We start from the raw sequence: 23,171 nt of genomic DNA, 5'->3' as shown, positions 1-23,171 counted from the left end.
GCACCTCGCACACCGCACCTCGCAAACCGCACACCGCACACCGCACACCGCACACCAAAAGTCCCGCGCCCGGCCAGGCCGGGCGCGGGACAAGGCGTGAAGCAGGGGCGAGCCGGGAGAGCTGCTCAGGAACGACTTAGAAGCCGTTGCCGCCTTCGGTTGCGGCGGCCCGGACGGCGGCCTCTTCGGCGGCCTTGCGTGCCTGCTGCTCGTGGGCGTCGGAGACGATCCGGATGACCTCGTCGGGGTCGTCGGTCAGGTGGAACAGGTCGATGTCCTGCGGGGAGATCTTGCCGGACGTGAGCATCTGGGCCTTGATCCAGTCGAAGAGGCCACCCCAGAACTCGGTGCCGACCAGCACGATCGGGAAGCGGGTGATCTTCTTGGTCTGGACGAGCGTGATGGCCTCGAAGAGCTCGTCGAGGGTGCCGAAGCCGCCGGGGAGCACGACGAAGGCCTGCGAGTACTTCACGAACATCGTCTTGCGGACGAAGAAGTAACGGAACTCCAGGCCGATGTCGATGTGGTCGTTCAGCTTCTGCTCGAAGGGGAGCTCGATGCCGAGGCCGACCGAGAGGCCGCCGGCCTCGTCGCAGCCCTTGTTGGCCGCCTCCATGATCCCCGGACCGCCGCCGGTGATGACCGCGTAGCCCGCCTCGTGCAGCCGGGCGCCGATGTCCTCGGCGAGCTTGTACTCCGGCGAGTCGGGCTTGGTGCGCGCGGACCCGAAGACGCTGACCGCCTTCGGCAGCTCGGCGAGCAGGCCGAAGCCCTCCACGAACTCGGCCTGGATGCGCAGGACCCGCCACGGGTCGGCGTGCACCCAGTCGGCCGGGCCGCGGCTGTCCAGGAGCCGCTGGTCGGTCGTGGTCTGCGGAACGGCACGGCCGCGCAGCGTCGCCGGCCCCTGTCGCCGCGTCGTACGGCGGTTCACATCCGATGTCATGACATCACCGTAGCCAAGGGACCAAGTGATCTCCGACGAATAACCAGTTCAGCCCGTTCTTTGATCGAGGTCAGGCAGAGGTCAGGTGGCGCAGTGGACGGGCGCCGGGAGCGCCCCGGCCCGCTGGAGGGATTCGAGGAGGCGCCGCGTCGCCACCGCGCGGGCGGCGGGCAGTTGGGCGGCGGCGTCCTCCGGATGGCGAACGGGTGGGAGAAGCGGCTCGGCGGCGAGGGAACGAGGGCTGTAGAACCAACCTTCGGCGGTCAAAGTCAGTTCCACCGGCTCAACCGGCTCAACCGGCTCAACCGGCTCAACCGAGCCGCCAGCGCGGCCGCCACCAGCGCCGGCGACCCCAGCCCGAGCCCCAGCGGCAGTGCCAGCGCCTCCGCCTCCGCCTCCGCCGCCTCCGCCGCCGGTGCCAGCCGTGGGAGCGTCGCGGAGGTCGCCTATCTTGAGGCCTTGCTGCTGGGCGGCGGCCTCCAGTTGGGGAAGGGTCTCCGAGCAGGCGTGCCAGATCCGGTCCGGCATGAGCGGCGAGCCCCACAGCGACCGGACCGGGACGCCGTGGTCGCCTTCGCAGTACGGCCAGTCCTCGACCGTCAGCCCGGCGGCCTCCAGGACGGCCGGAACGCTGGTGTCGTAGATGTGGAAGCGGCCGCGGGCCCGTTCGGCGGCGGGAAGGATCTCCAGGCAGGTCGTCCACCAGCCGGTTCTGCTGGTGACGGCGAACGCCTCCGGCAGCCCGGCGCGGCTCACCGCGTCCGCGTGCGCCCGCCAGTCGTAGGCCAGCGGAACGAGCTGGGCGGTCGCGATGCCGTCCGCCAGGTCGACGAGCGCGTACCAGACGCGGGTGTCGCCGTTGTTGGCCGGACGGCCGATGACGCCGACGTTGACGACGAGCCGTCCGCCGCTGCGCCTGATCCAGGGCAGCCCGGAGTGGGTGCACGCGATGACGTCCGCGTCGCTGGCGTCCAGGCGGCGCCGGTGCTCGGCCTCCGGGAGCGACTCCCACCAGAAGTCGTTCAGGCCGACCGTTGAACCGTGCACGAGGTGCAGGGTGCAGCCGCCGTGCTCCTCGCGGCGCTCGGTCGGGAGGGTGCCCATCCAGCGGGCGAAGTCCCGTCCGGTCCGGGCGAGCGTGTAGGCGTACATGATCTGGGCGTAGTGGTTGTCGCGCGGGTCCCGGTAGCCGCAGCCGCAGTCGGTGCCGCCCGCCGCGATCGCGACGTCGTAGTTGCCGGCGACGCACGTCACGCCGTTCAGCAGCGGGCGGACGGCGTCGGGCTCGGCCCCGTATCCGCCCAGGTCGCCGAGGCAGTAGAGCCGGTCGGCGCCGCGGCGGCGGGCATCGTGGATGAACGCGCGCAGGGCCCACGGGTTGGAGTAGACCCCGCCGCACAGTGCGAGTCGCATCGTTCAGCCGGCGGCCGGTACTCCGCAGCAACCGGCCCCGCCGGCCATCGGATGGGCCGGGTCGATCGGGCGCAGCGCGCATCCCATCGCCTGGTCGAAGACGACCAGCTCGCCGAACGCGAACTCGATCGGCCTGCGCCAGCCCGTCCAGCAGGACGGCGGGTAGACCCAGTGCTTGGCCTTCACCTGCGTGTGGCAGCAGTGCACCGGCGAGTCGCCGCCCTGCGGCACCTCGCCCCAGCCGAGTTCGGCGGCCCGGGCGGGGAGGGCCTCGAACGCGGCGCGCGTCGGCTCGGACTCGTCGCGCAGGTCGGCGCCGCAGTGGTCGAGGAACGGCTTGGCCTGCGTGACCGCACCGGGGATGTTGTCGTCCTCGGCGATCGGGATGGAGGAGAAGATGAGGTTGATGCCGGAGTCGGTGGCGTACTTGATGTAGCCGGGAGCGGCGTTCTCCGAGGTGTAGCCGAGGCCCTTCAGTTCGTCGTGCGGGAGTTCGTCGACGTCGTCGACCTTGATGTGGCAGTGGACGGAATCGGTCAGCCGCAGCGCCTCCGCGAACGCGAAGTCCGGCATGAGCAGGGTCAGCACCTCCGCATGCTCGACCGTACTGATCAGACCCGCCTCCTCTGCGTGCCAGAGAACGGTGTCGGCTGCGGCGATCTCGATCTTCACACGAACCTCCGGATTACGTTCTTTCCGCGAACGTAAGCACCGGTTCGGCGGGCGGCAATAATCAAAGGCATCACCGCCTGGCTACATCTTTGCTGCGAAGTCAGAGCAACAGTAAGAAAAGCTAGGCGGGCGGCGGAACGCCCGGCAGCCGATAAGCAAAGAGTTTGCTTCCAAAGGTCGCGAAAAGCTGTCCTGGCACCCGCATCACGCCCCAGGAGGCCTGACCCGCCTGAGCCGCTCCCCCGGTCACGGCCTGCTGCCAGACCTGGCGGCCGGTTCTGGTGTCGAGCCCGTACAGCGCGTTCGCCGAACCGGCCATGATCAGGTCGCCCGCCGGACCGGCCAGGTCGAGCTTGCCCAGCTTGGGGTCCGCGGTCCACATCACCTTTCCGGTCCGGTTGTCGAGACCATGAAGCGCGGTGTCGGCGAAGGCGAGAGTCCGGCCGGACACCGCGAACGAATAGCCGGTCCGGCCCGCCGCCGTCACCTTCCACAGCGGCCTGCCGTTCGCGGGGTCGAACGCCGCGACCAGGCCCGTCTTCACGCCCTGCATGATCGTGAGGGGATAGCAGTAGAGCGTCCCCTCGACGAGGCTGAGCGAGTCGGAGTACATCGGCAAAGTGCTGACTGCCAGGCCGCTCGGTTTGCTCCAGACCGGCGTCCCGGTGGACGGATTCAGGCTCTGCAGATTCATCTGGGCGTCGAAGGCGTAGAGCGCGTTGCCATTCGGGGGCGCGTAGAGCGCCGCGTCGCCGCCCTGCTGCGACCACGACACCGTGCCCTTGTTCAGGTCGAGCGCATAGAACGAACCGCTCCGGTGGCTGTTGATGTCGCCGGTCTTCTGGAACTGTTCGAAACTGGCGACTCCACCACCGCTGTCTACCCTCAGCAGCAGCCCGCCCTGCGTGACGGTCTCGCTCAGGAAGCGGTCGGACGGCGGGGCGTGGACCCAGCGCCGCTGCCCGGTCGCGGCGTCGATCCCGAACAGCCGGGTGTCGCCGACCGTCGCCACCAGCACCGCCGGGCTCAGCTGCTCGATCTGCGGGGCCCGCTCGCCCTCCACCTCGGTCGCCCACAGCTCCTTGCCGGTACGGGCGTCCAGCGCGTGCAACTTGCCGTCGTTCCGTACGGCGAAGACGCGCTGCTGGTAGGGACGGATCACGGAGTTCTGGCCGCCGTCGATCGACCACACCTGCTTGCCCGTCGCGATGTCGAAACCGGCCGCGCCGCTCCGGCCCGCGCACACCAGAACGTTGCCGGCCATCCCGGCCGGGGCCATGCTCGCGCCGGGAAGATCGGCGGTCCAGCCCGCCGCCGGGGTCACCGCCGCCTTCCCTCCGGACCCGGACCCCGATCCGCCGCCGACCGATCGCAGCAGGACCGTCGTACCCCCGGCCACGGCCGCCGCCGCGACGACGGCGCCGCCCCCGAGCAGCACGCTGCGCCGCTTGAGCAGCGGCGACGGTGGCGCCTCGGCCTGCGTCAGTACGAGCGTCCGCAGATGCTCCTGCATCGTGAGCAGCTCGTTCTCCAGCGGACGCGGCAGCCATCCCGGCGCCGCGCCCCCGGCCACTCCCCCAGCCGCGCCCCCCGCCACACCCCCAGCCGCAGCCCCGGCGACCCCGCCCAACAGCCCAGGCAGTTGCTCCGCTGCAGGCCGCTGGGCCGGGTCCTTGTGCATGCACGCAGCGATGAGCGAGACCAGCGCCGGAGGCACCCCGTCCAGCTGAGGCGCCTCGTGTCTCGCGCGGAACATCAGCACATGGAACGGCCCCGTCCCGAACGGCGGCCGACCAGTCGCCGCGAACGCCAGCACCGCCCCCAGCGAGAACACATCACTCGCAGGCCCCAGCGCCCCACCACCCGCGACATGCTCAGGCGACATGTACCCCGCTGACCCCACCACCTGCCCCTCGGCGGTGAGCGCGGTCCCGTCGACCGCCTTGCTGATGCCGAAGTCGATGACCCGCGGCCCGTCGGCCGCGAGCAGGATGTTGGACGGCTTGAGGTCGCGGTGAACGATCCCGGAGCGATGGATCGCGACCAGCGCCTCGGCCAGCCCGGCGCCCAGCACGCGCAGCGTCGGCTCGGGCATCGGCCCGTAGTCCTGGATCGCCGTCTGCAGCGAAGGTCCGGCAACGTAGGCGGTGGCCAGCCATGGCAGCGGCCCGTCCGGGTCGGCGTCGACGACAGGTGTGGTGAACGCCCCGCTCACCGCTTTGGCCGCGTTCACCTCGGCTCGGAAGCGCTGCCGGAAGTCGGCGTTCCCGGCCAGCTCAGGCCGTACGACCTTGACCGCGACCGCGCGGCCGCTGGCCGAGGCGGCCAGGTAGACCCGGCCCATCCCGCCCGCACCGAGCAACCGGATCACCCGGTACGGCCCGACCTGCGTGAGCTCCCGGGCATCGACATCGGTCATCGTCACTTTTCCTTGAACGCGTAGAGGGATGTGCCGGACGCGGCGTAGACGGACTTCCCGATGACGAGCGCGGACTGGTAGCTCTTGTCGTCACCGGCGGGTGCCTCCCCGTGCGCCCACAGGGTCTTTCCCGAGGCCGGGTCCATGGCGAGCACGCCCGGCCGGTCGCTGCCGAGAGGCAGCGCCAGTACGGCCCCCGAGACCGACGTGATCGCCCGGACCATGCCCGAGCCGACCGATCCGCCGTCCACCCGGACCGGCGGCTCGGTGTTCCACACCTCGCGGCCGGAACGCAGGTCGAGGGCCCGGACGCGGTTCTGCGAGTCCGCGAGGTAGGCCCGCTCGCCCTGGATCACCGGCTTGTCGAGCATGGTCGACTGGGTGACCGCGTTCCATCGCCGGCGGCCGGTCGCCAGGTCCAGCGCCTCGACGCGCAGCGAGGTGACCGTGACGACGCCCGCCGAGGGGCAGACGGCCATGTGCGGGCTCTCGCCGCCGGCGTTGGTGTTCGGCGTGGCCCAGATCTCGGCGCCGCTCCGCAGGTTCAGGGCGCGGGTGGTGCGGTAGTCCTGCAGATAGGCCCGGCGCCCATCGGTGACGGCGGCCCCCCACGACTTGGTCATCGGGCGCGTCCAGAGCGGCCGCCCGGTGGCGACGTCCACGGCCAGGAACGACTGCCTGGTGCCGGACACCTCGATCAGCGCGACGCCGCCGCCCACGTCGAACAGCCTCATGAACGAGCTCGGGGCGTCCTTGGCATCGGGACCGCACGTGTGGCTGAAGAGCTGCCGTCCGTTTCCGTCCACGCCGAACAGGACGGCCCGGAGGTCATCGTCGCTGCTCGTCCCGTACAGGGTGCCGCCGAACACGCCCAGCCAGTTCCCCGCGGATCTCCCTGAGCCCTTCGGCTCGCCCTCCCACCGCTTGGCGCCGCTCACCGCGTCGAAGATGTTCGCCCATTCCTCGTCCCACCACGCGACGCCGGTACCGACCCGCGCGAGCCCCGAGTACTTGAACGAGTGCGACGGGCTGGTGCCGGTCCAGGAGATCGCCGGTCCTTCCGGCACGTTCCCGCCGACGTTGGCGACCACGAGGTCGCCCTTGCTGCCCGAACGCGCCCCACCCGACCCACCGGCCTTGCCGGAGTCGTCGTCCGCCAGCAGGATCGCGGCGGTCGTGGCGGCGGCGACCGCCACGGCACCACCGGCCGCCAGCCCCAGAAACCGCCGCCGATCGGTCGACACGGCAGCGGGTGGCACGGGCGGCACAGTCGAAGGCAGCGGCCCCGTGAGCTCCGCGGGCGTCATCGCCGGGCCACTGATGATCGAGGCCGCCTCCTGCCCGCGCGCCGCGAGCTCCTGCCGCAGCTGAACGGTCAGCAGCGCGCCCGGATGCGCGGGCGCGAACCGTTCCAGCAACGCGGTCAGCGGCGGCCGCGCCGCCGGGTCCTTGGCCAGGCAGTCCTCAACGACCCCGCGCAAGCCACCAGGCACCCCGTCCAGCTTGGGCTCCTCGTAGACCACCCGGTAGAGCAGCGTGGCGGCGTCGCCGTCCCCGAACGGATGCACCCCCGTCGCCGCGAAGACCAGCACGCACCCGAGCGAGAAGACATCGCTGGCCGCCCCGATCTCCCGCCCGGACGCGACCTGCTCCGGCGACATGTAGCCGGGCGTGCCGACCATCCCGCCCGTACGGGTCACCTGCGTGCCGTCGAGGGCGCGGCTGATGCCGAAGTCGATGACGCGCGGGCCGTCCTCGGCGACCAGCACGTTGCCGGGCTTCAGGTCGCGGTGGATCAGCCCGGCTGCGTGGATCGCGATGAGCGCCTCGGCGAGCCCGGCGCCGAGCGCCCGGAGCGCGGGCTCGGGCATCCGCCCGTACCGCCGCACGATCTCGCTCAGCGAGGGCGCGGGCACGTACGAGGTCGCGAGCCACGGCTGCGTCCCCTCCGCGTCTGCGTCGATCACCGGCGTGGTGAAGAACCCGCTGACCTTCCTGGCCGCGTCCGCCTCGCGCCGGAAACGCTCGCGGAACCCGGGATCATCGGCGTACTCGGGCCGGATGACCTTGAGCGCGACCAGCCGTGAGCCTGGTGACCTGGCGAGGAAGACCTTGCCCATACCGCCCTCGCCGAGCAGCCGAAGGGGCGCGTACGGCCCGATCGCGACCGGATCCGGTCCCAAAGTTCCCCCTCGAAAACCCCACTCTGCACCTCAAGTAGACATTACTGTCTCTTTGGATGCTTGAACGCCCCCGTGAGGAGAGCAGCCATGCGAAATCGGTCACTCATCGCCGCGTGGATGCCCGCGGCGCTCGTCGCAGCCCTCGCGGCCGCCGTCCAGGCCCCCGCCGCCAACGCCACCACCAACGCCGCCACCGCCAGCACCGCCGCCCGCACGACCGCCAGCACGAAGGCCCCCGACAAGGCCCCGAGCACCCGCGCCCAGAGCACGAGCAGCGGCTACGGCATCACGGTGCAGCGCAATCTCGAACTGAAGCTCCGTGACGGCCGGGTGCTGCGCGCCGACGTGCACATGCCCACCGACCCCGCGACCGGACGCCCGGCCTCCGGCCGGTTCCCGGTGATCGTCGGCTTCACCCCGTACGGCAAGACGCCGTCGGCGGCCGTGGGCCTCAGCGGCTTCGGCGGCTTCAACCCCGATCTCGTCAAGCACGGTTATATCGGGCTCATGGTGGACGTTCCGGGCACGGGTGGGTCGACCGGGAAGTTCGACCTGTTCAGCCCCGCCGAGGCCAAGGCCGGGGCCGAGGTGGTCCGCTGGGCCGCGAGGCTGCCGCACAGCAGCGGCAAGGTCGGGATGCTGGGCCTGTCCTACGTCGCGATCGACCAGCTGTTCGCCGCCGCCGAGGTCGGCCCGCACTCGCCACTGAAGGCGATCTTCCCGATGGCCGCGACGATCGACCCGTACCGCGACCTGTTCACCAGCGGCGGCGCGCTGAACGTGGAGTCGCCGCTCGGGCTGGTCTTCGGCTACGGCGTGACGCGCGTGTTCACGCCGTTCATCGAGATGGCGCACGACCCGGCGGCCGCGCTCCGGCTCGCGTACCAGAACCTCCTCCAGGCCGGGCCGTTCGAGCTGACCTTCGCCCGCGACATGCTGACCAACGGCGCGCGCCGCTACGACAACGACTACTGGAAGCGCCGCGCGCCCGAGCGGATCCTGCCCAAGATCGTGAAGAACGGGGTGGCGGTCTATCTGGTCGGCGGCCTCTACGACGTCTTCCAGAGCGGCGAGCCGCTCCTGTACAGCGGCCTGCAGAACGCGGCGGCCGGGCGCCCGGTCGGCGCGCCGATGCCGAAGAACGCGAAGGCCTCCGCCAAGTACCAGCTGCTGTACGGCCCGTGGACGCACACCTCCATGGGCAAGGACGTCGACATGACCAAGCTTCAGCTCCAGTGGTTCGACCACTGGCTGAAGGGCCGCGACACCGGCATCACCAAGACCGCCACACCGCTGCACGTGAAGGAGCCCGGCGGAGGGTCCTACGACAGCGCGGCCTATCCCCCGGCCAACGCCAAGCCCGTGCATCTGTCGCTGCGTTCCGGAGGCCGCCTGACCAACGAGGGCCCGGGCGCCGCCGAGCCCGCGGACAAGATCTCCTACAACCTGCTGTCGAACCCCTGCACGCGCTCCACCGACCAGTTCGCCGCGGGGCTGCTCTCCCAGTTCGTGTCGGCGTGCACCGACGCCCAGCACAAGAACGACAAGGACACGCTCACCTACGCGACCGCGCCGCTCACCCGGCCGATGCGCCTCTCGGGTCCGATCGGCGTGACCCTGAACGCCACCTCCAACCGCCCCGAGTCCCAGTGGAGCCTCACGCTGGAGGACGTCGCGCCCGACGGCACGTCCACCGACATCTCGGGCGGCGCGCAGCTCGGCTCGCTCCGCGCCGTGGACGCCAAGCGGAGCTGGAAGGGCACCCCGGGCAACTGGATCATGCCGTACCACCCGCTCACCAAGGCCTCCGGCCAGAAGGTGCCGGTCGGCACGCCGGTCCGCTACGACATCCAGATCCGGCCAGCTTTCACCACTCTCGCGGCAGGTCACCGGCTCCGGCTGCGGGTCGGCACGGCCGACTTCCCGCACCTGATCCCGCTCGCTGACCTGCCGCAACTCCTCGGCGGCCAGTACACCGTCCAGCACGACCCGCAGCGGCCGTCCGGCATCGATCTTTCGGTCATCGGGGCCCCGTGACCGCCGAACGAGGTCGAAGGCTGTTCTATGGTGAACCGATGTCGGAGTCACCGCCACGCCGGTTGCCCCGCGGCAGGTACGCGCTGTCCCGGGATGAGGTCGAGCGAATCCAGCGGTCGCGGCTGTGCGTCGCGATGGCCGAGGTGATGACGGAGAAGGGCTATGTGGCCACCTCCGTCGAGGACGTGCTGAAACGCGCCGTCATCTCGCGCCAGAGCTTCTACCAGCTGTTCGACTCCAAGCTCGACTGCTTCATGGCCGCCTTCGACGGCGCCGTCGAGATCCTGCTCGCGCGGCTGCTGGAGACGGTCGGGGCCGGTGCGGACGGGATGCCGGGTCCCGAATCGCCCGACGCCCCGATGGCCCGGTTCGAGCAGGCCCTCACCGCCTACCTGGACGCGCTCGCGGCCGAGTGGCCGTACGCGCGGCTGTTCCTGGTCGAGGTGTACGCGGCGGGCCCGAAGGCCGTGCAGCGGCGCATCGAGCTGCAGAGCGGCATGAGCGACACGCTCGCGTCCCTGATCGGCGTGACCGACGAGGCCGGCCGCTACACCTGCCAGATCATCATCGCCGCGACCAGCACGATGGTCACCAGGCCGGTCGCCGAGAACGACCCGGACGGCCTGCGCGCGATCGGCCCGCCGCTGATCGAGCACGTGCGGCGGCTCTGGGAGTGCGGCGCCTTCGGCGAGGGCTCGGGCCCCAAGAAGGGCGCGGGCCCCAAGAGCTGAGGCCCGCGGTCCGGGTGTGACGCGTGCGGCCCGACGGACGCTGGACAGTGCGTGACCATCGACACCCCTACCGAGGGCCACGACACGACCGCACCCGGCGACGGCCCCACCGTCGCCTTGCCACGGCACGCCCAGCCCGCCCACGGGCGGCACACGGCGCCCGTGTTCGTGGACGGGACCGGCCGCCGCGCCCGGCGCGTCCGCGTGCTCGGGATCATCGCCGGCCTCTCCCTCGCCGCCTACCTGTCGGTCGTCGGGGTGAACCTCGTCGCCGGAGCGGACGTTCCCTTCACTCCGTGGCCGACCGGCAAGCACGGCGGCCACGGGAGCACGAAGCCGGACTCCGGCTCCCCCGCGCGGGCGGGGTCGGCGACCGGCGGTCCTCGCGGCGCCCGCCCCGGCACGACCGCCACCCCTGGGGGTGACGCCTCACAGCCCGGCCCGACGTCCGCTCCGAGCCGGGTGCCGGGCGCGGGGCCCACGCCGCAGCCGAGCGCCGCGCCCACCAGCGCGGCGCCGACGACCGCGGCCCCGACTCCCACGGTCACGCCCACGCACCCGGGCAACGGCAACGCGACCAAGACCCCGCCCGGCTGGTCCAAGAAGAAGCCCAAGGCCTGATCGGTGAAGAACCGCGAGCCTAAGGGGCATTGGATCCTGCTCCTGCTGGGCGGTCTGACGCTGGCCGTCGCACTGCTGGTGAACGGCTTCGCGGGCGGCCAGATGGGCGAGGGCACCGGCGGCCCCGGCGCCACCACGGGCGAGCCACCGCCCGAGGCGACCCGGGCGGGCCCCGTGCTGAACCTCACCGGCGGAACGCTCCGCAGCGCCCGCCCCCGGCCGAAGACGATCGCGCTCACCTTCGACGACGGCCCCGATCCCCGCTGGACGCCGCAGATCCTGGACGTCCTGCGCCGCCACGGCGCGCACGCCACGTTCTTCGCCATCGGCGCGAACATCGCCCGGCATCCGGAGATCGCGCGCCGGATGATCCGCGAGGGCGATGAGATCGGTTCGCACACCTACACCCACATCGACATGGGCTCGGCGCCCGCCTGGCGGACCCGCCTCGAACTGGACCTGACGCAGCGGGCGCTGGCCGGGGCGACGGGGCGTTCGACCGGTCTCCTGCGGCAGCCCTACTCGGCGACCCCGTCCGGGCTCACCGGGCCGCAGTGGAAGGCCGCCCAGGCGGCGGCCAAGCGCGGGTACCTGACCGTGCTCACCGACCGCGACACCGAGGACTGGTCCCGGCCGGGCATCGACAAGATCGTTCAGCGGGCGGCCGGGGCGAACGGCGCCGGCGCGATCGTGATGCTGCACGACGCGGGCGGCGACCGCACCGAGACGGTCCGGGGCGTCGAGGCGATCCTCACCCGGCTCTCCGCCCGCGGCTACCGGTTCACCACGGTGTCCGAGGCGGTCGGCCTCCCGCCGGGTGACGCGCCCGCCTCCACCGGCCAGAAGACGATCGGGAAGGCGCTCATCTGGGGCCAGCGCGGCTCCTCGTGGCTCGTCGACGGGCTGACCCTGCTGTTCGGCATCGCGGCCGTCCTGACGGCGATCAGGCTCGCGACCCTGCTGATCTTCGCCCGGGTGCACGTGGGGCGTGTCCGCCGGGCCCGCGTACGCCGCGACCGGCGCCCCAGGCCGCCCTACCACCCGCCCGTCTCGGTGATCGTTCCGGCGTACAACGAGGAGGCCGGGATCGCCGCCACGATCCGCTCGCTCCTCGGCACCGACTACCCGGCCCCCGTCGAGGTGATCGTGGTGGACGACGGCTCCAGCGACCGGACGCCGGAGATCGCCGCGTCCTTCGCCGCCTCCGCCGTGCGGCTGATCCGCAAGCCGAACGGCGGCAAGCCGAGCGCGCTCAACCTGGGCGTCGCGCACGCGCACTCCGACATCGTCGTGCTGGTCGACGGCGACACCGTGTTCCAGCGCGACACCATCGGCAACCTCGTCGCGCCGCTGATCGACCCGGCGATCGGCGCCGTCAGCGGCAACACCAAGGTCGCCAACCGGGGCGGCATCATCGGCCGCTGGCAGCACATCGAGTACGTGATCGGGTTCAACCTGGACCGGCGCATGTTCGACGTGCTGCAGTGCATGCCGACCATCCCGGGCGCCATCGGCGCGTTCCGGCGCAACGCCCTCGCCTCGGTCGGCGGGGTGTCGGACGAGACGCTGGCCGAGGACACCGACCTCACGATGGCGATCTGCCGGGCGGGCTGGCGGGTGGTGTACGAGGAGACCGCGCTGGCCTGGACCGAGGCGCCCGCCTCGATCAGGCAGCTGTGGAAGCAGCGCTACCGCTGGTGCTACGGGACGCTCCAGGCGATGTGGAAGCACCGGCGTTCGCTGGTCCAGGGCGGCCGGTCGGGCCGCTTCGGCCGCCGCTGCCTGCCCTATCTGACGGTCTTCCAGGTGGCGCTGCCGCTCTTCGCCCCGGCCGTGGACGTCTTCACGCTGTACGGCCTGTTCTTCCTGGACCCGGGCAAGCTCCTGGTGTCCTGGCTGTTCTTCACCCTGCTGCAGGCCCTGGCCGGGGCGTACGCGCTGCGCCTGGACGGCGAGCCCGTGAGAACGCTCTGGGTGCTGCCGCTCCAGCAGGTGGTCTACCGGCAGCTGATGTACCTGGTGGTCATCCAGTCGATGGTCACGGCCGTTCTGGGGGCACGGCTGCGCTGGCACACGATCCGCCGCACCGGCACGTTCGCCACCCCCGACACGCCCGTCACCACCCCGTGAGCCAGCCCCCGGCCGCGCCCGTCACCACCCTGTGAGCCAGCCGCGCATCCGCCGCTCGCAGTCGGAGATCAGCGGGATCTCGACGTACTCGTCCCTGGTGTGGGCGAGTGTGGGCTCGCCCGGCCCGTAGTTGACCGCCGGGACGCCCAGGGCCGAGAAGCGCGCCACGTCCGTCCAGCCCAGCTTGGCCCGCACCTCGGCGCCCGTCGCCGACACGAACGAGGACGCCGCCGGGTGCGTGAGCCCGGGCCGGGCCCCAGGGGCGCCGTCGGTCACACGGACCTCGAACCCCTTGAAGACCTCCCGCACGTACGCCTCGGCCTGCTCCAGGGACTTGTCGGGCGCGTAGCGGTAGTTCACCGTGACCACGCACTCGTCGGGGATCACGTTCCCGGCCACGCCGCCGCGCACGAAGACCGCGTTCAGGCCCTCGTGGTATTCCAGGCCGTCCACGACCGGCAGCGCGGGCTCGTAGGCCCGCAGCACGTCCAGGATCTCGCCCGCCGTGTGGATGGCGTTGGAGCCCATCCAGGCCCGCGCGCTGTGGGCCCGTTCGCCGCGCGCGGTGACCTCGACGCGGAGGGTGCCCTGGCAGCCGCCCTCGATCAGCGCCGTGGTGGGCTCCAGCAGCACCGCGAAGTCGCCCGCCAGCAGCTCGGGGCGGGTGTCGGCGAGCTTCTTCAGCCCGTTCCGGCCCGCCTCGATCTCCTCGCACTCGTAGAAGACGAAGGTGACGTCGCGGTTCGGCTCCGGCACGGTGGCGGCGAGCCGGAGCTGCACCGCCACCCCGCTCTTCATGTCGGTCGTGCCGCAGCCGTAGAGCCGGTCGCCCTCGACCCGCGACGGGAGATTGCCGTTCAGCGGCACCGTGTCCAGGTGGCCCGCCAGCACGACCCGCTCGTCCCGCCCGAGCTCGGTGCGGGCGACGACGTTCTGCCCGATCCGTTCCACCCGCAGATGCGGCAGCGCGCGCAGCGCCTCCTCCACCGCGTCCGCGAGCGCCTCCTCGTCGCCGCTCACCGACTCGATGTCGACGATCGCCGCCGTGAGGTCGGCCACATCCGAGAGCAGATCGAGCTTCATTTCCGGTGTTGTCCCAATCAGGTGTTGATGCCGTGGTCGCGGAGGATGTCGTTCAGCTCCGCCTTGTCGTGCCGCTGGCCCTCTTCGAGGCGCTTCAGGATCAGCACGGCCGGGAGACCGAACGTGCCGCCCTTGAACTCCTTGGTGCGGGTGCCGCCGACGGCCACGCACCAGTCGGGGATGCGGCCGCGGCTGATCTCCTCGCCCGTCTCCACGTCGATGACCGGCATCGACTTGGACAGGTTGGTGCCGGAGCCGACCACCGCGCCGGTGCCGACCCGGGCGCCCTCGACGATCATCGAACGGCTGCCGATCATGGCCTCGTCCCCGATGATCACCGGGACGGCGTTCGGGGGTTCCAGCACGCCGCCGATGCCGACGCCGCCGGACAGGTGGACGTTCTTGCCGACCTGGGCGCACGAGCCGACGGTCGCCCAGGTGTCGACCATGGTGCCCGAGTCGACGTAGGCGCCGATGTTGGTGAACGAGGGCATGAGGACCACGCCGGGCGCCAGGTAGGAGCCCCAGCGGGCGATCGCGCCCGGGACCACGCGGACGCCGTCCAGCCGGCTCTTCAGCGGGATCCGGTCGTGGTAGGCGAAGTCACCGACCTGAGACCGCACCATGCCGAGCACCTTGAAGCTCATCAGGATCGCGCGCTTGGCGCGCTCGTCCACGACGACGTCGTCGGTCGCGGGGTCGACGATGGCGACGCGGGCCTCGCCGGCGTCGATCTGGTCCACGGCGGCGACGATGGCCGCGCGGGCCTCGGTGTCGTCGGGGGTGAGCTCGGCGCGCCGGTCCCACAGCTCGTCGATGGCGCTGGAGATCGGGCTGGTGAACGATTCGGTCATGGCCCCTGAGCTTACTGGTGGCCAACTGCCGGTACCGTCTTCGCGTGGCCGCTTCGAACCGACGACGCTGGCGGGTGACCGGGATCGCGCTCGCCGTCCTTCTCGTGCTCGGCGTCGGGGGGTACGTGCTGTTCGCGCGCGCCCGGCCCTACCTCCACGGATCCGGCTGTGAGGTGCGCACGGCGGCGGGCAAGATGCCGCTCGACCTGGAGCAGGGCGCCAACGCCGCCACGATCGCGGCCGTCGCGTACCGCAAGAAGCTGCCCGAGCGGGCCGCGGTGATCGCGTACGCGACCGCCATCCAGGAGTCACACCTGCATAACCTCGAGGGCGGCGACCGTGACTCGGTGGGCATGTTCCAGCAGCGGCCCTCGCAGGGCTGGGGCAGCCCGGAGAAGCTGAAGGACCCCGTCCAGGCCACGAGCAAGTTCTTCGACGCCCTGGTCAAGGTCAAGGACTACCTGGACCGGGATCTGCACGACGCGGCCCAGAAGGTCCAGCGCAGCGCCGACGGCAGCGCCTACGCCCAGCACGAGCCCGAGGCCAAGCTGCTGGCCCAGGCGTTCACCGGCCGCGAGCCGGGCACGGCGCGCTGCTGGTTCTCGCCGGACAAGAAGACCGCCGTACGGCGCGCCGAGGCGATCCGGGAGCTGCGCCGCTCGTTCGGCAGCCGCCTCCAGGTGGCCGGGCCGGAGACGGTGGCCAGCGACGCGGGCGCGGTGGACATGAAGGCCAGCCGCGCGACCGGCCAGCCCGACACGGTCGCCGTCAGCAGCTCGCGCACCGGCTGGTCGGTGGCCTCCTGGGCCGTGGCGCACGCCCAGTCGTACGGGCTGTCCGAGGTCCGTTTCGGCGGCAAGCACTGGACCTCAGACAACGGCCACGACGGCTGGACCAAGGACTCAGGCGCCGCCGCCGACAAGGTCGTCATCAAGTAGCCCCTGCTTCGTCTCCAGTTTTGGCATGGAGAACGCCAAGAGCGAGCCCTGACGGGCGCTATCGGGCATAGCAGGAGAGTGTTCGCGTACGCGGAGGCGCTCGCGCTCCTGATGCTGATCCTCGGGGCGTGCGCGGCCTACTGGGACTGGCCTGGCGGCGCCGCGGTGCGCCGGGCCGGGTCCTGGCTGTGGGAGTGGGCGCGGGCCAACCCGGCGGCGGCGATCCTGTGGATTCTGGTCCTCATGCACGGCCTGATGCTGGCGGGCCTGCCGCACGACGTTCAGGACCAGGTGCTCAGGACCCGCAGCACCAACCTGGACCAGATGCGCGACGACCCGGTCGCGGTGCTGGTCGGCTCGGCGCTGTGGACGGAGCTGAGCGACCTCCCGTTCGCCACCGCGATGGCCTTCTTCGTCTGGGGACCCGCCGAACGCTGGCTGGGCACGCCGCGCGCAGTGGCCGCGTTCTTCATCGGCCACGTCGGGGCGTCGCTGCTGCTCGCGGGCCGCGCCGCGCACCTGGTCGGCAGCGGCGTGCTCGGCTCGGAGTTCACCACGATCGTGGACGTCGGGGTCAGCCTGGGCAGCCTGTGCCTGGCCGGGCTACTGGTCTACCGGCTTCCGTTCGCCTGGCGGCTCCCGGTCATCGGAGCGCTGCTGCTGGTCATCAGGTCCTCGTTCTTCCTGTACGGCCGCTACAGCACGGCGGGCCACACGATCGCCCTGCTCATCGGGCTCCTGCTGTGGCCGCTCACCCGTGCCGCGTCCGTCCGCGCCCGCGCCGGAACGCCGTGGATCGAGCCGGTCAGGCCAGCGCCAGAAACAGTCGTTCCAGCTCCTCCACGGTCATAGGCTCCTGGCCGGCGCCGTCCTCGGCGGTCATGCACTGCCGCATCCCGCTCGCGACGATCTTGAATCCGGCGCGGTCGAGGGCGCGGGACACGGCGGCGAGCTGGGTGACGACGTCCGTGCAGTCGCGGCCCGCCTCGATCATCGCGATCACGCCCGCCAGCTGGCCCTGCGCCCGGCGCAGCCGGTTCAGGACCGCGGCGGACGCCTCCTCGTCGACGGTCACAGCGACTCCAGCGCGTTCCGGAGACGGCGGCCCGCCTCGTCGGCGACCGGCTGGAGGGCGGGAACGCCCGTCACCTCGGCCATCAGCTGGGGGTTGAGGGCCTCCACGATCGTCCCGTCGCCGTCCGCGCGGACGACGACGTTGCACGGCAGGAGCAGCCCGATCTGCCGGTCGGCCTCCAGGGCGCGATGCGCGAGCGGCGGGTTGCAGGCGCCGAGGATCAGGTAGTCCTCGACGTCCTCGCCCAGCTTCTCCTTCAGCGTCGCCTGAACGTCGATCTCGGTCAGCACGCCGAAGCCCTGGTCCTTGAGCGCGTCGCGGACCCGGCCGGCCGCCTCCGCGAACGGAGCGTCCAGCCGGGTCGTGATTCCGTAGTCCATCGGGTTCGCCCGTCAGGCCGCGGAGTGGTCGGCGGAGTCGCCGGTGGCCTGGTCGGCGGCGTGGTCGGCGGCGTGGTCGGCGGCGTGGTCGGCGTGGTTGGCGACGTCGCGCCGGACCTCGTCCATGTCGACCTTGCGGGCCTGCTCGATGAGGTCCTGCAGCGCGGCCTCGGGCAGCGCGCCGGGCTGGGAGTAGAGCACCACCTTGTCGCGCACCACCATCAGCGTCGGGATCGAGGTGATCTCGAACGCGGCGGCGAGCTCGGGCTCGGCCTCGGTGTCCACCTTGGTGAACACGATGTCGTCGTGGGCCTCGGAGACCCGCTCGTACACGGGCGCGAAGGAGCGGCAGGGACCGCACCAGGACGCCCAGAAGTCGATCAGTACGAATCCGTTCTGCCCGAGGGTCTCGTCGAACGTCTCCTTGGTCAGAGCGACCGTTGCCATGAATTCCTCCTCGTCGGATACCCCTACGGGTATATCTAACGGCCGGTCGTGGCCGGAAATTCCTCAGCATTTGTTAGGGAGGCTTCTTTACGATTGCCCCGGTGCCGTCTATCGTCATCGATCAGACCGCGCGGCCTTCCGGGGGCGGCCGCCCGCCGCTGCGCCCGGAGGTATTCATGCTGCTCACAAGCGTGCGCCTGACATCCGTCGCCCTCGCAGTCACCCTCACGTCCCTGGGAGCCGCACCGGTGGCCGAAGCGAAACCGGTGGCTCCTCGCCCGCTCAACTCCGTGGTTCCGGCGCCGGTGAGCGTGGCCCCGAAGGCCGGGGCCGACTACCGGATCACCGCGAAGACCGTCGTGCACACCGACCAGGCGGGCGCCCGCGTGGGCGAGTCGCTGGCCCGGCTGCTGCGCCGTTCGACCGGCTACAAGCTGCCCGTACGGGTGGACGGCCGCACCGGCGACGGCATCTCGTTCGTCCTCGGCACCGGCCGCTCCGGCGGCTCTGGCCACGCCGGCGGCTCCGGCGATGCCCGGGGCCTGGGCGACGAGGGCTACCGCCTGGAGGTGGCCAGGTCGTCGATCACCGTGCGGGCCGGGAAGGTCGGCGGGCTGGTGAACGGCCTGGCGACGCTCCACCAGCTGCTGCCGTACGCCGCCGACGCCGCCAGGCCCCAGCCGGGCCCGTGGCCGGTCGCGGGCGGGCAGGTCGTCGACCGGCCGCGCTACGCCTACCGCAGCGCGATGCTCGACGTCTCGCGGCACTTCTTCGGCGTCCAGGCCGTCCAGCGCTACATCGACCAGATCGCCCTCTACAAGATCAACCACCTGCACCTGCACCTGTCCGACGACCAGGGCTGGCGGATCGCGATCGACTCCTGGCCGCGCCTGGCGACCTATGGCGGCAGCACGGCGGTGGACGGCGACCCGGGCGGCTACTTCACCAAGGCCGACTACAAGCGGATCATCGCCTACGCCGCCGAGCGCAACATCACGATCGTGCCCGAGATCGACATGCCCGGCCACACCAACGCCGCGCTCGCCTCGTACGCGCAGCTGAACTGCGACGGCGTCGCGCCGCCGCTCTACACCGGCACCGACGTCGGCTTCAGCTCGCTGTGCACGAGCAAGGAGATCACCTACACCTTCCTCGACCAGGTGATCGGCGAGCTGGCCGCGATGACGCCCGGCCCGTACATCCACATCGGCGGGGACGAGGCGCAGTCGACCAAGCCCGCGGACTACGCCGCGTTCATCAACCGCGTGCAGCCGATCGTCGCCAGGCACGGCAAGACGGTCGTCGGCTGGCACGACGTCGTGCGCGCCACCCCGCTGCCCTCGACCGTCGCGCAGTTCTGGGGCACCGAGAACACCGACGAGGACGTCGCGGCGGCGGCCAAGAAGGGCACCACGATCATCATGTCGCCGGCCAACAAGGCCTACATCGACATGAAGTACAACCCGCAGACGCCGCTCGGCCAGGACTGGGCGGGCCTCATCGAGGTCGACACCGCCTACGGCTGGGACCCGGGCAACTACCTCCAGGGCGTCCCGGCCGACCGCGTGCGCGGCATCGAGGCGCCGCTGTGGACCGAGACCATCCGCACCAGCGCCGACATCGAGTACATGGCGTTCCCGCGCCTGCCCGCCCTCGCCGAGCTCGGCTGGTCGCCGCAGGCCACGCACGACTGGTCGGCGTTCAGGCAGCGCCTCGGCGCCCAGGGACCGCGCTGGAAGGTCCAGGGCGTCAACTACTACCGCTCCACCCAGATCGACTGGCCCGCCGGTTCCTAGGATTCTGAGGAGTCCCTCGTGAAGAGGTATGTCTCAGCCCTGCTCACTGCCCTGCTCCTGCTCCTGACCGTCGGGACCGCCGAGACCGGCACCGCGTCGGCGGCCTCGGTCCGCTCGCACAACCTGCGGTCGGGGTGGGCGCTCCACTCGGCGAACGGTGTCACCGACACCGGTGAGGTCATCTCCAAGCCCGGCTACGACACCGGCGGCTGGAGCCCGGTCTCACTCCCCTCGACCGTGCTGGCCGGCCTGGTGAAGAACAACGTCTACCAGGACGTCTACTTCGGCCAGAACCTGAAGAACGTCCCCGACCTCACCAAGCAGAACTGGTGGTTCCGCGGGGAGTTCGATGCCGCGCGGAAGGCGCCCGGCCAGGCGTACTGGCTGCGCTTCAAGGGCATCAGCTACCGCGCGCAGATCTGGCTGAACGGCACCAAGCTTGACGGCAACGCGGTCGGCACGCTCGTCCGGCACGAGTACAACGTCTCCAAGCTCATCAAGCCCGGGCAGTCCAACGCCCTGGCGATCCTGGTCACTCCCCCTCAGCACGGCTGCAAGGACCTGTCCATCTGCACGGTCGACTGGAACCCCGAGGCACCCGACATGAACGCGGGCCTGTGGGGCGACACGAGCCTGGACACGACCGGGCCCGTCGCGCTGCGCGACCCGTACGTCAAGACCGTGCTGCCGCTGCCCAAGACCGACTCGGCCGACCTCACCGTCTACGCCGACGCGGTGAACGCCACGGACGCTCCGGTCACCGCGAAGGTCGGCGGGACCATCACCAAGACGGGCAAGCCGACCCTCACGTTCTCCCAGAACTTCTCGCTGAAGGCGGGCGAACGGCGCGAGGTCGCGTTCAAGCCGATCCACGTGACCGATCCGGCGCTGTGGTGGCCGCTGCAGTACGGCAAGCCCGAGCTCTACAACCTCAGTCTCAAGGCCGGCGTCGGCGGCGCGGCCTCCGACACCAAGGCGATCCGCTTCGGGATCAGGCAGTTCACCGACTACCGCAAGACGGTGAACGGCACGTCCTGGGCGGGCTACAAGGTGAACGGCAAGAACGTCCTGTTCCGGGGCGGCGGCTACGTGTGGGACCTGATGCAGCGCTGGGACACCAGGACCAACGCGACCCACATCAAGTACCTCAAGGACATGGGGCTCAACACGATCCGGATGGAAGGCACGATCGGCAACGAGGAGCTCTACGACCTCGCCGACGAGAACGGCATCATGGTGATGGCCGGGTTCGTGTGCTGCAGCGCCTGGCAGGACGACTCCACGTGGACCGCCGAGCAGTACGACGTCGCCAAGGCCTCGCTCGACAGCCAGATGCGCGCGCTGCGCCACCACGCGAGCGGCTTCGTGTGGACCTACGGCAGCGACGAGCCGCCGAGCGCGGAGCACCTGGCCGCGTACAAGAAGATCGGCGCGGACCTGCACTGGCAGAACCCGACCGTCGACAACGTCGCCACCTGGTCCAACGACGACGCGGGCATGAAGATGGACGGCCCGTACGTCTGGGAGCCGCCGGTGCTGTGGTGGGACACCAAGCAGGCGGGCAGCGCGTTCGGCACGACGGCCGAGGAGGGCACGCAGGCGCCGCCGCCCTACGACAGCGTCCGCAAGTTCCTCTCGCCGTCCGACCAATGGCCGCTCAGTACGGCCTGGAATTACCACGCGGGCCGTCCGGGCACCGTCTTCGCCGATACAGGGCCGTACGACAAGGCCATCGACGACCGTTATGGAAAGGCGACGAGCGCGGCCGACTACGCCAAGAAGGCCGAGGTCCAGAACTACGAGAACACGCGTGCTTTCTTCGAGGCGTGGAGCGCGCACAAGTACAGCGAGTCGTTCGGGACCATCTTCTGGATGCTCAACAACGCCTGGCCCGCCGTGCACTGGAATCTGTACGACTACTTCTTCAAGCCGGGCGGCGGTTACTTCGGCACGAAGAAGGCGACCGAGCCGGTGCACATCGCCTATGACTATTCGTCGAGGAAGGTCTACGTCGTCAATTCCACGCTCGCCAAGCAAGGCGGGCTGACCGCGACGGCGACGTTCTACAACATCCCCGACCTGGCCAAGAAGCACACGGCCACGGCGGCGGTGACGTCAGAGGCCAACAGCTCGGCGGCGGTCATGACGCTGCCTGCGGTCAGCGGCCTGTCGTCGACCTATTTCGTACGGCTCCAGCTGAAGGACTCCTCCGGCAAGGTCGTCAGCAACAACCTCTACTGGAACTCCACCAAGCCGGATGAGCTGGGCAGCAAGTCGGACTGGTACTACACCGAGGTCACGACGTACGGAGACATGTCCGGCCTGAGCAGGCTGGCGCAGAATCCCGACGTCAAGGCGACCGCCACGCGAACCCGTTCCGGCGTGACGATCGACCTCACCAACACCAGCAAGACCAACGTCGCCTTCTTCGTCCGGCCCGAGGTCACCGTCAACGGCGGCGAGGTCCTGCCGATCACCTACTCCGACAACTACGTCTCGCTCTGGCCGGGCGAGTCGACCACCATCAAGGCCGACGCGGAATTCCAGGGCACCCCGACCCTGCTGCTGCGCGGCTACAACATCCCGACCACAACGGTCCGGGTCCGCTAGCCGGGTCCGCTAGATCCCCATCAGGCCGGCGTCGACGACCGCACGCCCGAACGGCCGGGCCAGCTCGGCCAGCCGCTCACAGCCCTCCTCGCCCAGCGCCTCGTAGGCGGGGAGGGCCAGGGCGTCGGTACGGTCCTCGATGCGCTGGCGGAGAGCCTTGCCCTCGGCGGTGAGCTCGTCGCCGTCGAGGAGGCCGCGTGCGCGCAGTGCCTCCTCGGTGGCGGCCCACTCCTCCTCCGGCCAGGCGCGGCTCATCTTGAGGAACGGCGTGGGGATCGTGCCGGTCGCGCCGTGCAGGACGAGCGCTTCGAGCGGCCCGACGCCCTCGTCCACGAGCGTGGCGATGTGGCCGTCGCCGCGGAACTCGCGGAGCAACGTCTGCGCGTGCCAGAGCTGGAGGATCGGCTCGTCCGGGTACTCCAGCGCGGCGTGCGCGGCGAACAGCGGACGGCCCTGGAGCCGTTCACAGGCGGCGTCGGCGGCGCGGCGGGCGAGCGCGAGCGTCTCGTCCAGGCCGGGCACCTCGTCGATCTTCGCGCGCTTCAGCGCGGCCCCGGCGGCGTCCAGGCGGGCGGCGAGCAGTTGCTCGGGGGTGGTGATGTCCCAGGCGGCCGGGATCACCGTGCGGATCAGCCGCGGGTTGAAGTTGTAGAACGTGGCGATCACCAGCTCCGCCGAGGCGCGCCCGAACACGGCGCTGCGCGAGGCGAAGTAGCCGCCCGCCCCCTCCAGGCCGAGCTCGGCGTACCGCTGCCCGCCCTCCGGCACGAAATAGATCATCGCGTGCACCGGCTCGAGCCGTCTCCAGGCCTGCCTCGCTGCCTTCATAAAACTAG

19 protein-coding genes are annotated in these 23,171 nt (G+C 71.0%); 8 read left to right on the top strand and 11 right to left on the bottom strand.

Features of this window, described 5'->3' with window-relative positions:
- Nucleotides 1-136: 136 nt before the first annotated feature.
- The 5 genes from J4573_RS51765 to J4573_RS51745 all read right to left on the bottom strand — a co-directional run bounded on the left by J4573_RS51765 (nucleotide 137) and on the right by J4573_RS51745 (nucleotide 7,633).
- A complete protein-coding gene (locus J4573_RS51765) occupies nucleotides 137-946 on the bottom strand; it encodes an LOG family protein (RefSeq protein ID WP_208263857.1) in 810 nt (269 codons plus the stop codon).
- An 81-nt stretch (nucleotides 947-1,027) separates the two neighbouring features.
- Nucleotides 1,028-2,359, bottom strand: coding sequence for a metallophosphoesterase family protein (locus tag J4573_RS51760; protein ID WP_208263856.1), 1,332 nt, complete (start codon nucleotides 2,357-2,359; stop codon nucleotides 1,028-1,030).
- A gap of 3 nt (nucleotides 2,360-2,362) precedes the next feature.
- Nucleotides 2,363-3,031, bottom strand: a complete 669-nt coding sequence (locus tag J4573_RS51755; RefSeq protein WP_208263855.1) for a hypothetical protein — start codon at nucleotides 3,029-3,031, stop codon at nucleotides 2,363-2,365.
- A gap of 121 nt (nucleotides 3,032-3,152) precedes the next feature.
- A complete protein-coding gene (locus tag J4573_RS51750) occupies nucleotides 3,153-5,450 on the bottom strand; it encodes a serine/threonine-protein kinase (RefSeq protein WP_208263854.1) in 2,298 nt (765 codons plus the stop codon).
- A gap of 2 nt (nucleotides 5,451-5,452) precedes the next feature.
- Entirely contained in the window at nucleotides 5,453-7,633 is a 2,181-nt protein-coding gene (locus tag J4573_RS51745; RefSeq protein ID WP_208263853.1) for a serine/threonine-protein kinase, read from the bottom strand.
- A gap of 87 nt (nucleotides 7,634-7,720) precedes the next feature.
- Between J4573_RS51745 and J4573_RS51740 the strand changes: the two genes are divergently transcribed.
- The 4 genes from J4573_RS51740 to J4573_RS51725 are packed head-to-tail and all read left to right on the top strand — an operon-like array spanning nucleotide 7,721 to nucleotide 13,152.
- Nucleotides 7,721-9,670 carry a CocE/NonD family hydrolase gene (locus J4573_RS51740; protein ID WP_243774969.1) on the top strand — a complete coding sequence of 650 codons (1,950 nt, stop codon included), beginning with the start codon at nucleotides 7,721-7,723 and terminating at the stop codon, nucleotides 9,668-9,670.
- A gap of 38 nt (nucleotides 9,671-9,708) precedes the next feature.
- A complete protein-coding gene (locus J4573_RS51735) occupies nucleotides 9,709-10,401 on the top strand; it encodes a TetR/AcrR family transcriptional regulator (protein ID WP_208263852.1) in 693 nt (230 codons plus the stop codon).
- A 51-nt stretch (nucleotides 10,402-10,452) separates the two neighbouring features.
- The gene (locus J4573_RS51730) at nucleotides 10,453-11,022 is read left to right on the top strand and encodes a hypothetical protein (RefSeq protein ID WP_208263851.1); all 570 of its coding nucleotides are present in this window, start codon (nucleotides 10,453-10,455) and stop codon (nucleotides 11,020-11,022) included.
- Between the two features lie 3 nt (nucleotides 11,023-11,025).
- Nucleotides 11,026-13,152, top strand: coding sequence for a bifunctional polysaccharide deacetylase/glycosyltransferase family 2 protein (locus J4573_RS51725; protein WP_307797550.1), 2,127 nt, complete (start codon nucleotides 11,026-11,028; stop codon nucleotides 13,150-13,152).
- Between the two features lie 21 nt (nucleotides 13,153-13,173).
- On the opposite strand, the gene dapE is transcribed toward J4573_RS51725, so the two are convergent.
- Both dapE and J4573_RS51715 read right to left on the bottom strand, forming a co-directional pair.
- Nucleotides 13,174-14,235 carry a succinyl-diaminopimelate desuccinylase gene (gene dapE, locus J4573_RS51720; protein WP_208263850.1) on the bottom strand — a complete coding sequence of 354 codons (1,062 nt, stop codon included), beginning with the start codon at nucleotides 14,233-14,235 and terminating at the stop codon, nucleotides 13,174-13,176.
- A gap of 17 nt (nucleotides 14,236-14,252) precedes the next feature.
- Nucleotides 14,253-15,089 carry a 2,3,4,5-tetrahydropyridine-2,6-dicarboxylate N-succinyltransferase gene (locus J4573_RS51715; protein ID WP_208263849.1) on the bottom strand — a complete coding sequence of 279 codons (837 nt, stop codon included), beginning with the start codon at nucleotides 15,087-15,089 and terminating at the stop codon, nucleotides 14,253-14,255.
- Nucleotides 15,090-15,133: 44 nt separating this feature from the next.
- Between J4573_RS51715 and J4573_RS51710 the strand changes: the two genes are divergently transcribed.
- Together J4573_RS51710 and J4573_RS51705 are read left to right on the top strand one after the other, a co-directional pair.
- On the top strand, nucleotides 15,134-16,027 hold the full coding sequence (locus J4573_RS51710) for a hypothetical protein (protein WP_307797549.1): 894 nt from the start codon (nucleotides 15,134-15,136) through the stop codon (nucleotides 16,025-16,027).
- A 78-nt stretch (nucleotides 16,028-16,105) separates the two neighbouring features.
- Nucleotides 16,106-16,879 carry a rhomboid-like protein gene (locus J4573_RS51705; RefSeq protein WP_208263848.1) on the top strand — a complete coding sequence of 258 codons (774 nt, stop codon included), beginning with the start codon at nucleotides 16,106-16,108 and terminating at the stop codon, nucleotides 16,877-16,879.
- On the opposite strand, the gene J4573_RS51700 is transcribed toward J4573_RS51705, so the two are convergent.
- From J4573_RS51700 to trxA, 3 genes are read right to left on the bottom strand one after another with little or no spacing between them, the layout of a single operon-like run.
- A complete protein-coding gene (locus J4573_RS51700; RefSeq protein WP_208263847.1) occupies nucleotides 16,833-17,102 on the bottom strand; it encodes a metal-sensitive transcriptional regulator in 270 nt (89 codons plus the stop codon). The two genes, J4573_RS51705 and J4573_RS51700, sit on opposite strands and share 47 nt — an antisense overlap.
- Nucleotides 17,099-17,482, bottom strand: a complete 384-nt coding sequence (locus tag J4573_RS51695) for a DUF302 domain-containing protein (protein ID WP_208263846.1) — start codon at nucleotides 17,480-17,482, stop codon at nucleotides 17,099-17,101. The genes J4573_RS51700 and J4573_RS51695 overlap by 4 nt, the downstream gene beginning before the upstream one ends.
- Before the next feature lie 12 nt (nucleotides 17,483-17,494).
- Complete coding sequence (gene trxA, locus J4573_RS51690) at nucleotides 17,495-17,929, bottom strand: thioredoxin (RefSeq protein WP_208263845.1); 435 nt, start codon at nucleotides 17,927-17,929, stop codon at nucleotides 17,495-17,497.
- A 176-nt stretch (nucleotides 17,930-18,105) separates the two neighbouring features.
- Here trxA and J4573_RS51685 point away from each other — a divergent pair, with 176 nt between their 5' ends.
- Both J4573_RS51685 and J4573_RS51680 read left to right on the top strand, forming a co-directional pair.
- The gene (locus J4573_RS51685; protein ID WP_208263844.1) at nucleotides 18,106-19,725 is read left to right on the top strand and encodes a beta-N-acetylhexosaminidase; all 1,620 of its coding nucleotides are present in this window, start codon (nucleotides 18,106-18,108) and stop codon (nucleotides 19,723-19,725) included.
- An 18-nt stretch (nucleotides 19,726-19,743) separates the two neighbouring features.
- Nucleotides 19,744-22,335, top strand: a complete 2,592-nt coding sequence (locus J4573_RS51680) for a glycoside hydrolase family 2 protein (protein ID WP_208263843.1) — start codon at nucleotides 19,744-19,746, stop codon at nucleotides 22,333-22,335.
- Nucleotides 22,336-22,344: 9 nt separating this feature from the next.
- Here the strand turns inward: J4573_RS51680 and J4573_RS51675 are convergent, their stop codons facing one another.
- Nucleotides 22,345-23,163 carry an SCO6745 family protein gene (locus tag J4573_RS51675; RefSeq protein ID WP_208263842.1) on the bottom strand — a complete coding sequence of 273 codons (819 nt, stop codon included), beginning with the start codon at nucleotides 23,161-23,163 and terminating at the stop codon, nucleotides 22,345-22,347.
- Nucleotides 23,164-23,171: the final 8 nt, after the last annotated feature.

Source organism: Actinomadura barringtoniae, from assembly GCF_017573505.1.
Lineage (GTDB): Bacteria > Actinomycetota > Actinomycetes > Streptosporangiales > Streptosporangiaceae > Spirillospora > Spirillospora barringtoniae.
This window is presented reverse-complemented; position numbering and strand designations above follow the sequence as displayed.

Coding starts and splice junctions, on each gene's coding strand:
- J4573_RS51765 (WP_208263857.1), bottom strand. CDS start 946: ATGACATCGGATGTGAACCGCCGTACGACGCGGCGACAGGGGCCGGCG.
- J4573_RS51760 (WP_208263856.1), bottom strand. CDS start 2,359: ATGCGACTCGCACTGTGCGGCGGGGTCTACTCCAACCCGTGGGCCCTG.
- J4573_RS51750 (WP_208263854.1), bottom strand. CDS start 5,450: ATGACCGATGTCGATGCCCGGGAGCTCACGCAGGTCGGGCCGTACCGG.
- J4573_RS51740 (WP_243774969.1), top strand. CDS start 7,721: ATGCGAAATCGGTCACTCATCGCCGCGTGGATGCCCGCGGCGCTCGTC.
- J4573_RS51735 (WP_208263852.1), top strand. CDS start 9,709: ATGTCGGAGTCACCGCCACGCCGGTTGCCCCGCGGCAGGTACGCGCTG.
- dapE (WP_208263850.1), bottom strand. CDS start 14,235: ATGAAGCTCGATCTGCTCTCGGATGTGGCCGACCTCACGGCGGCGATC.
- J4573_RS51715 (WP_208263849.1), bottom strand. CDS start 15,089: ATGACCGAATCGTTCACCAGCCCGATCTCCAGCGCCATCGACGAGCTG.
- J4573_RS51695 (WP_208263846.1), bottom strand. CDS start 17,482: ATGGACTACGGAATCACGACCCGGCTGGACGCTCCGTTCGCGGAGGCG.
- trxA (WP_208263845.1), bottom strand. CDS start 17,929: ATGGCAACGGTCGCTCTGACCAAGGAGACGTTCGACGAGACCCTCGGG.
- J4573_RS51685 (WP_208263844.1), top strand. CDS start 18,106: ATGCTGCTCACAAGCGTGCGCCTGACATCCGTCGCCCTCGCAGTCACC.
- J4573_RS51675 (WP_208263842.1), bottom strand. CDS start 23,163: ATGAAGGCAGCGAGGCAGGCCTGGAGACGGCTCGAGCCGGTGCACGCG.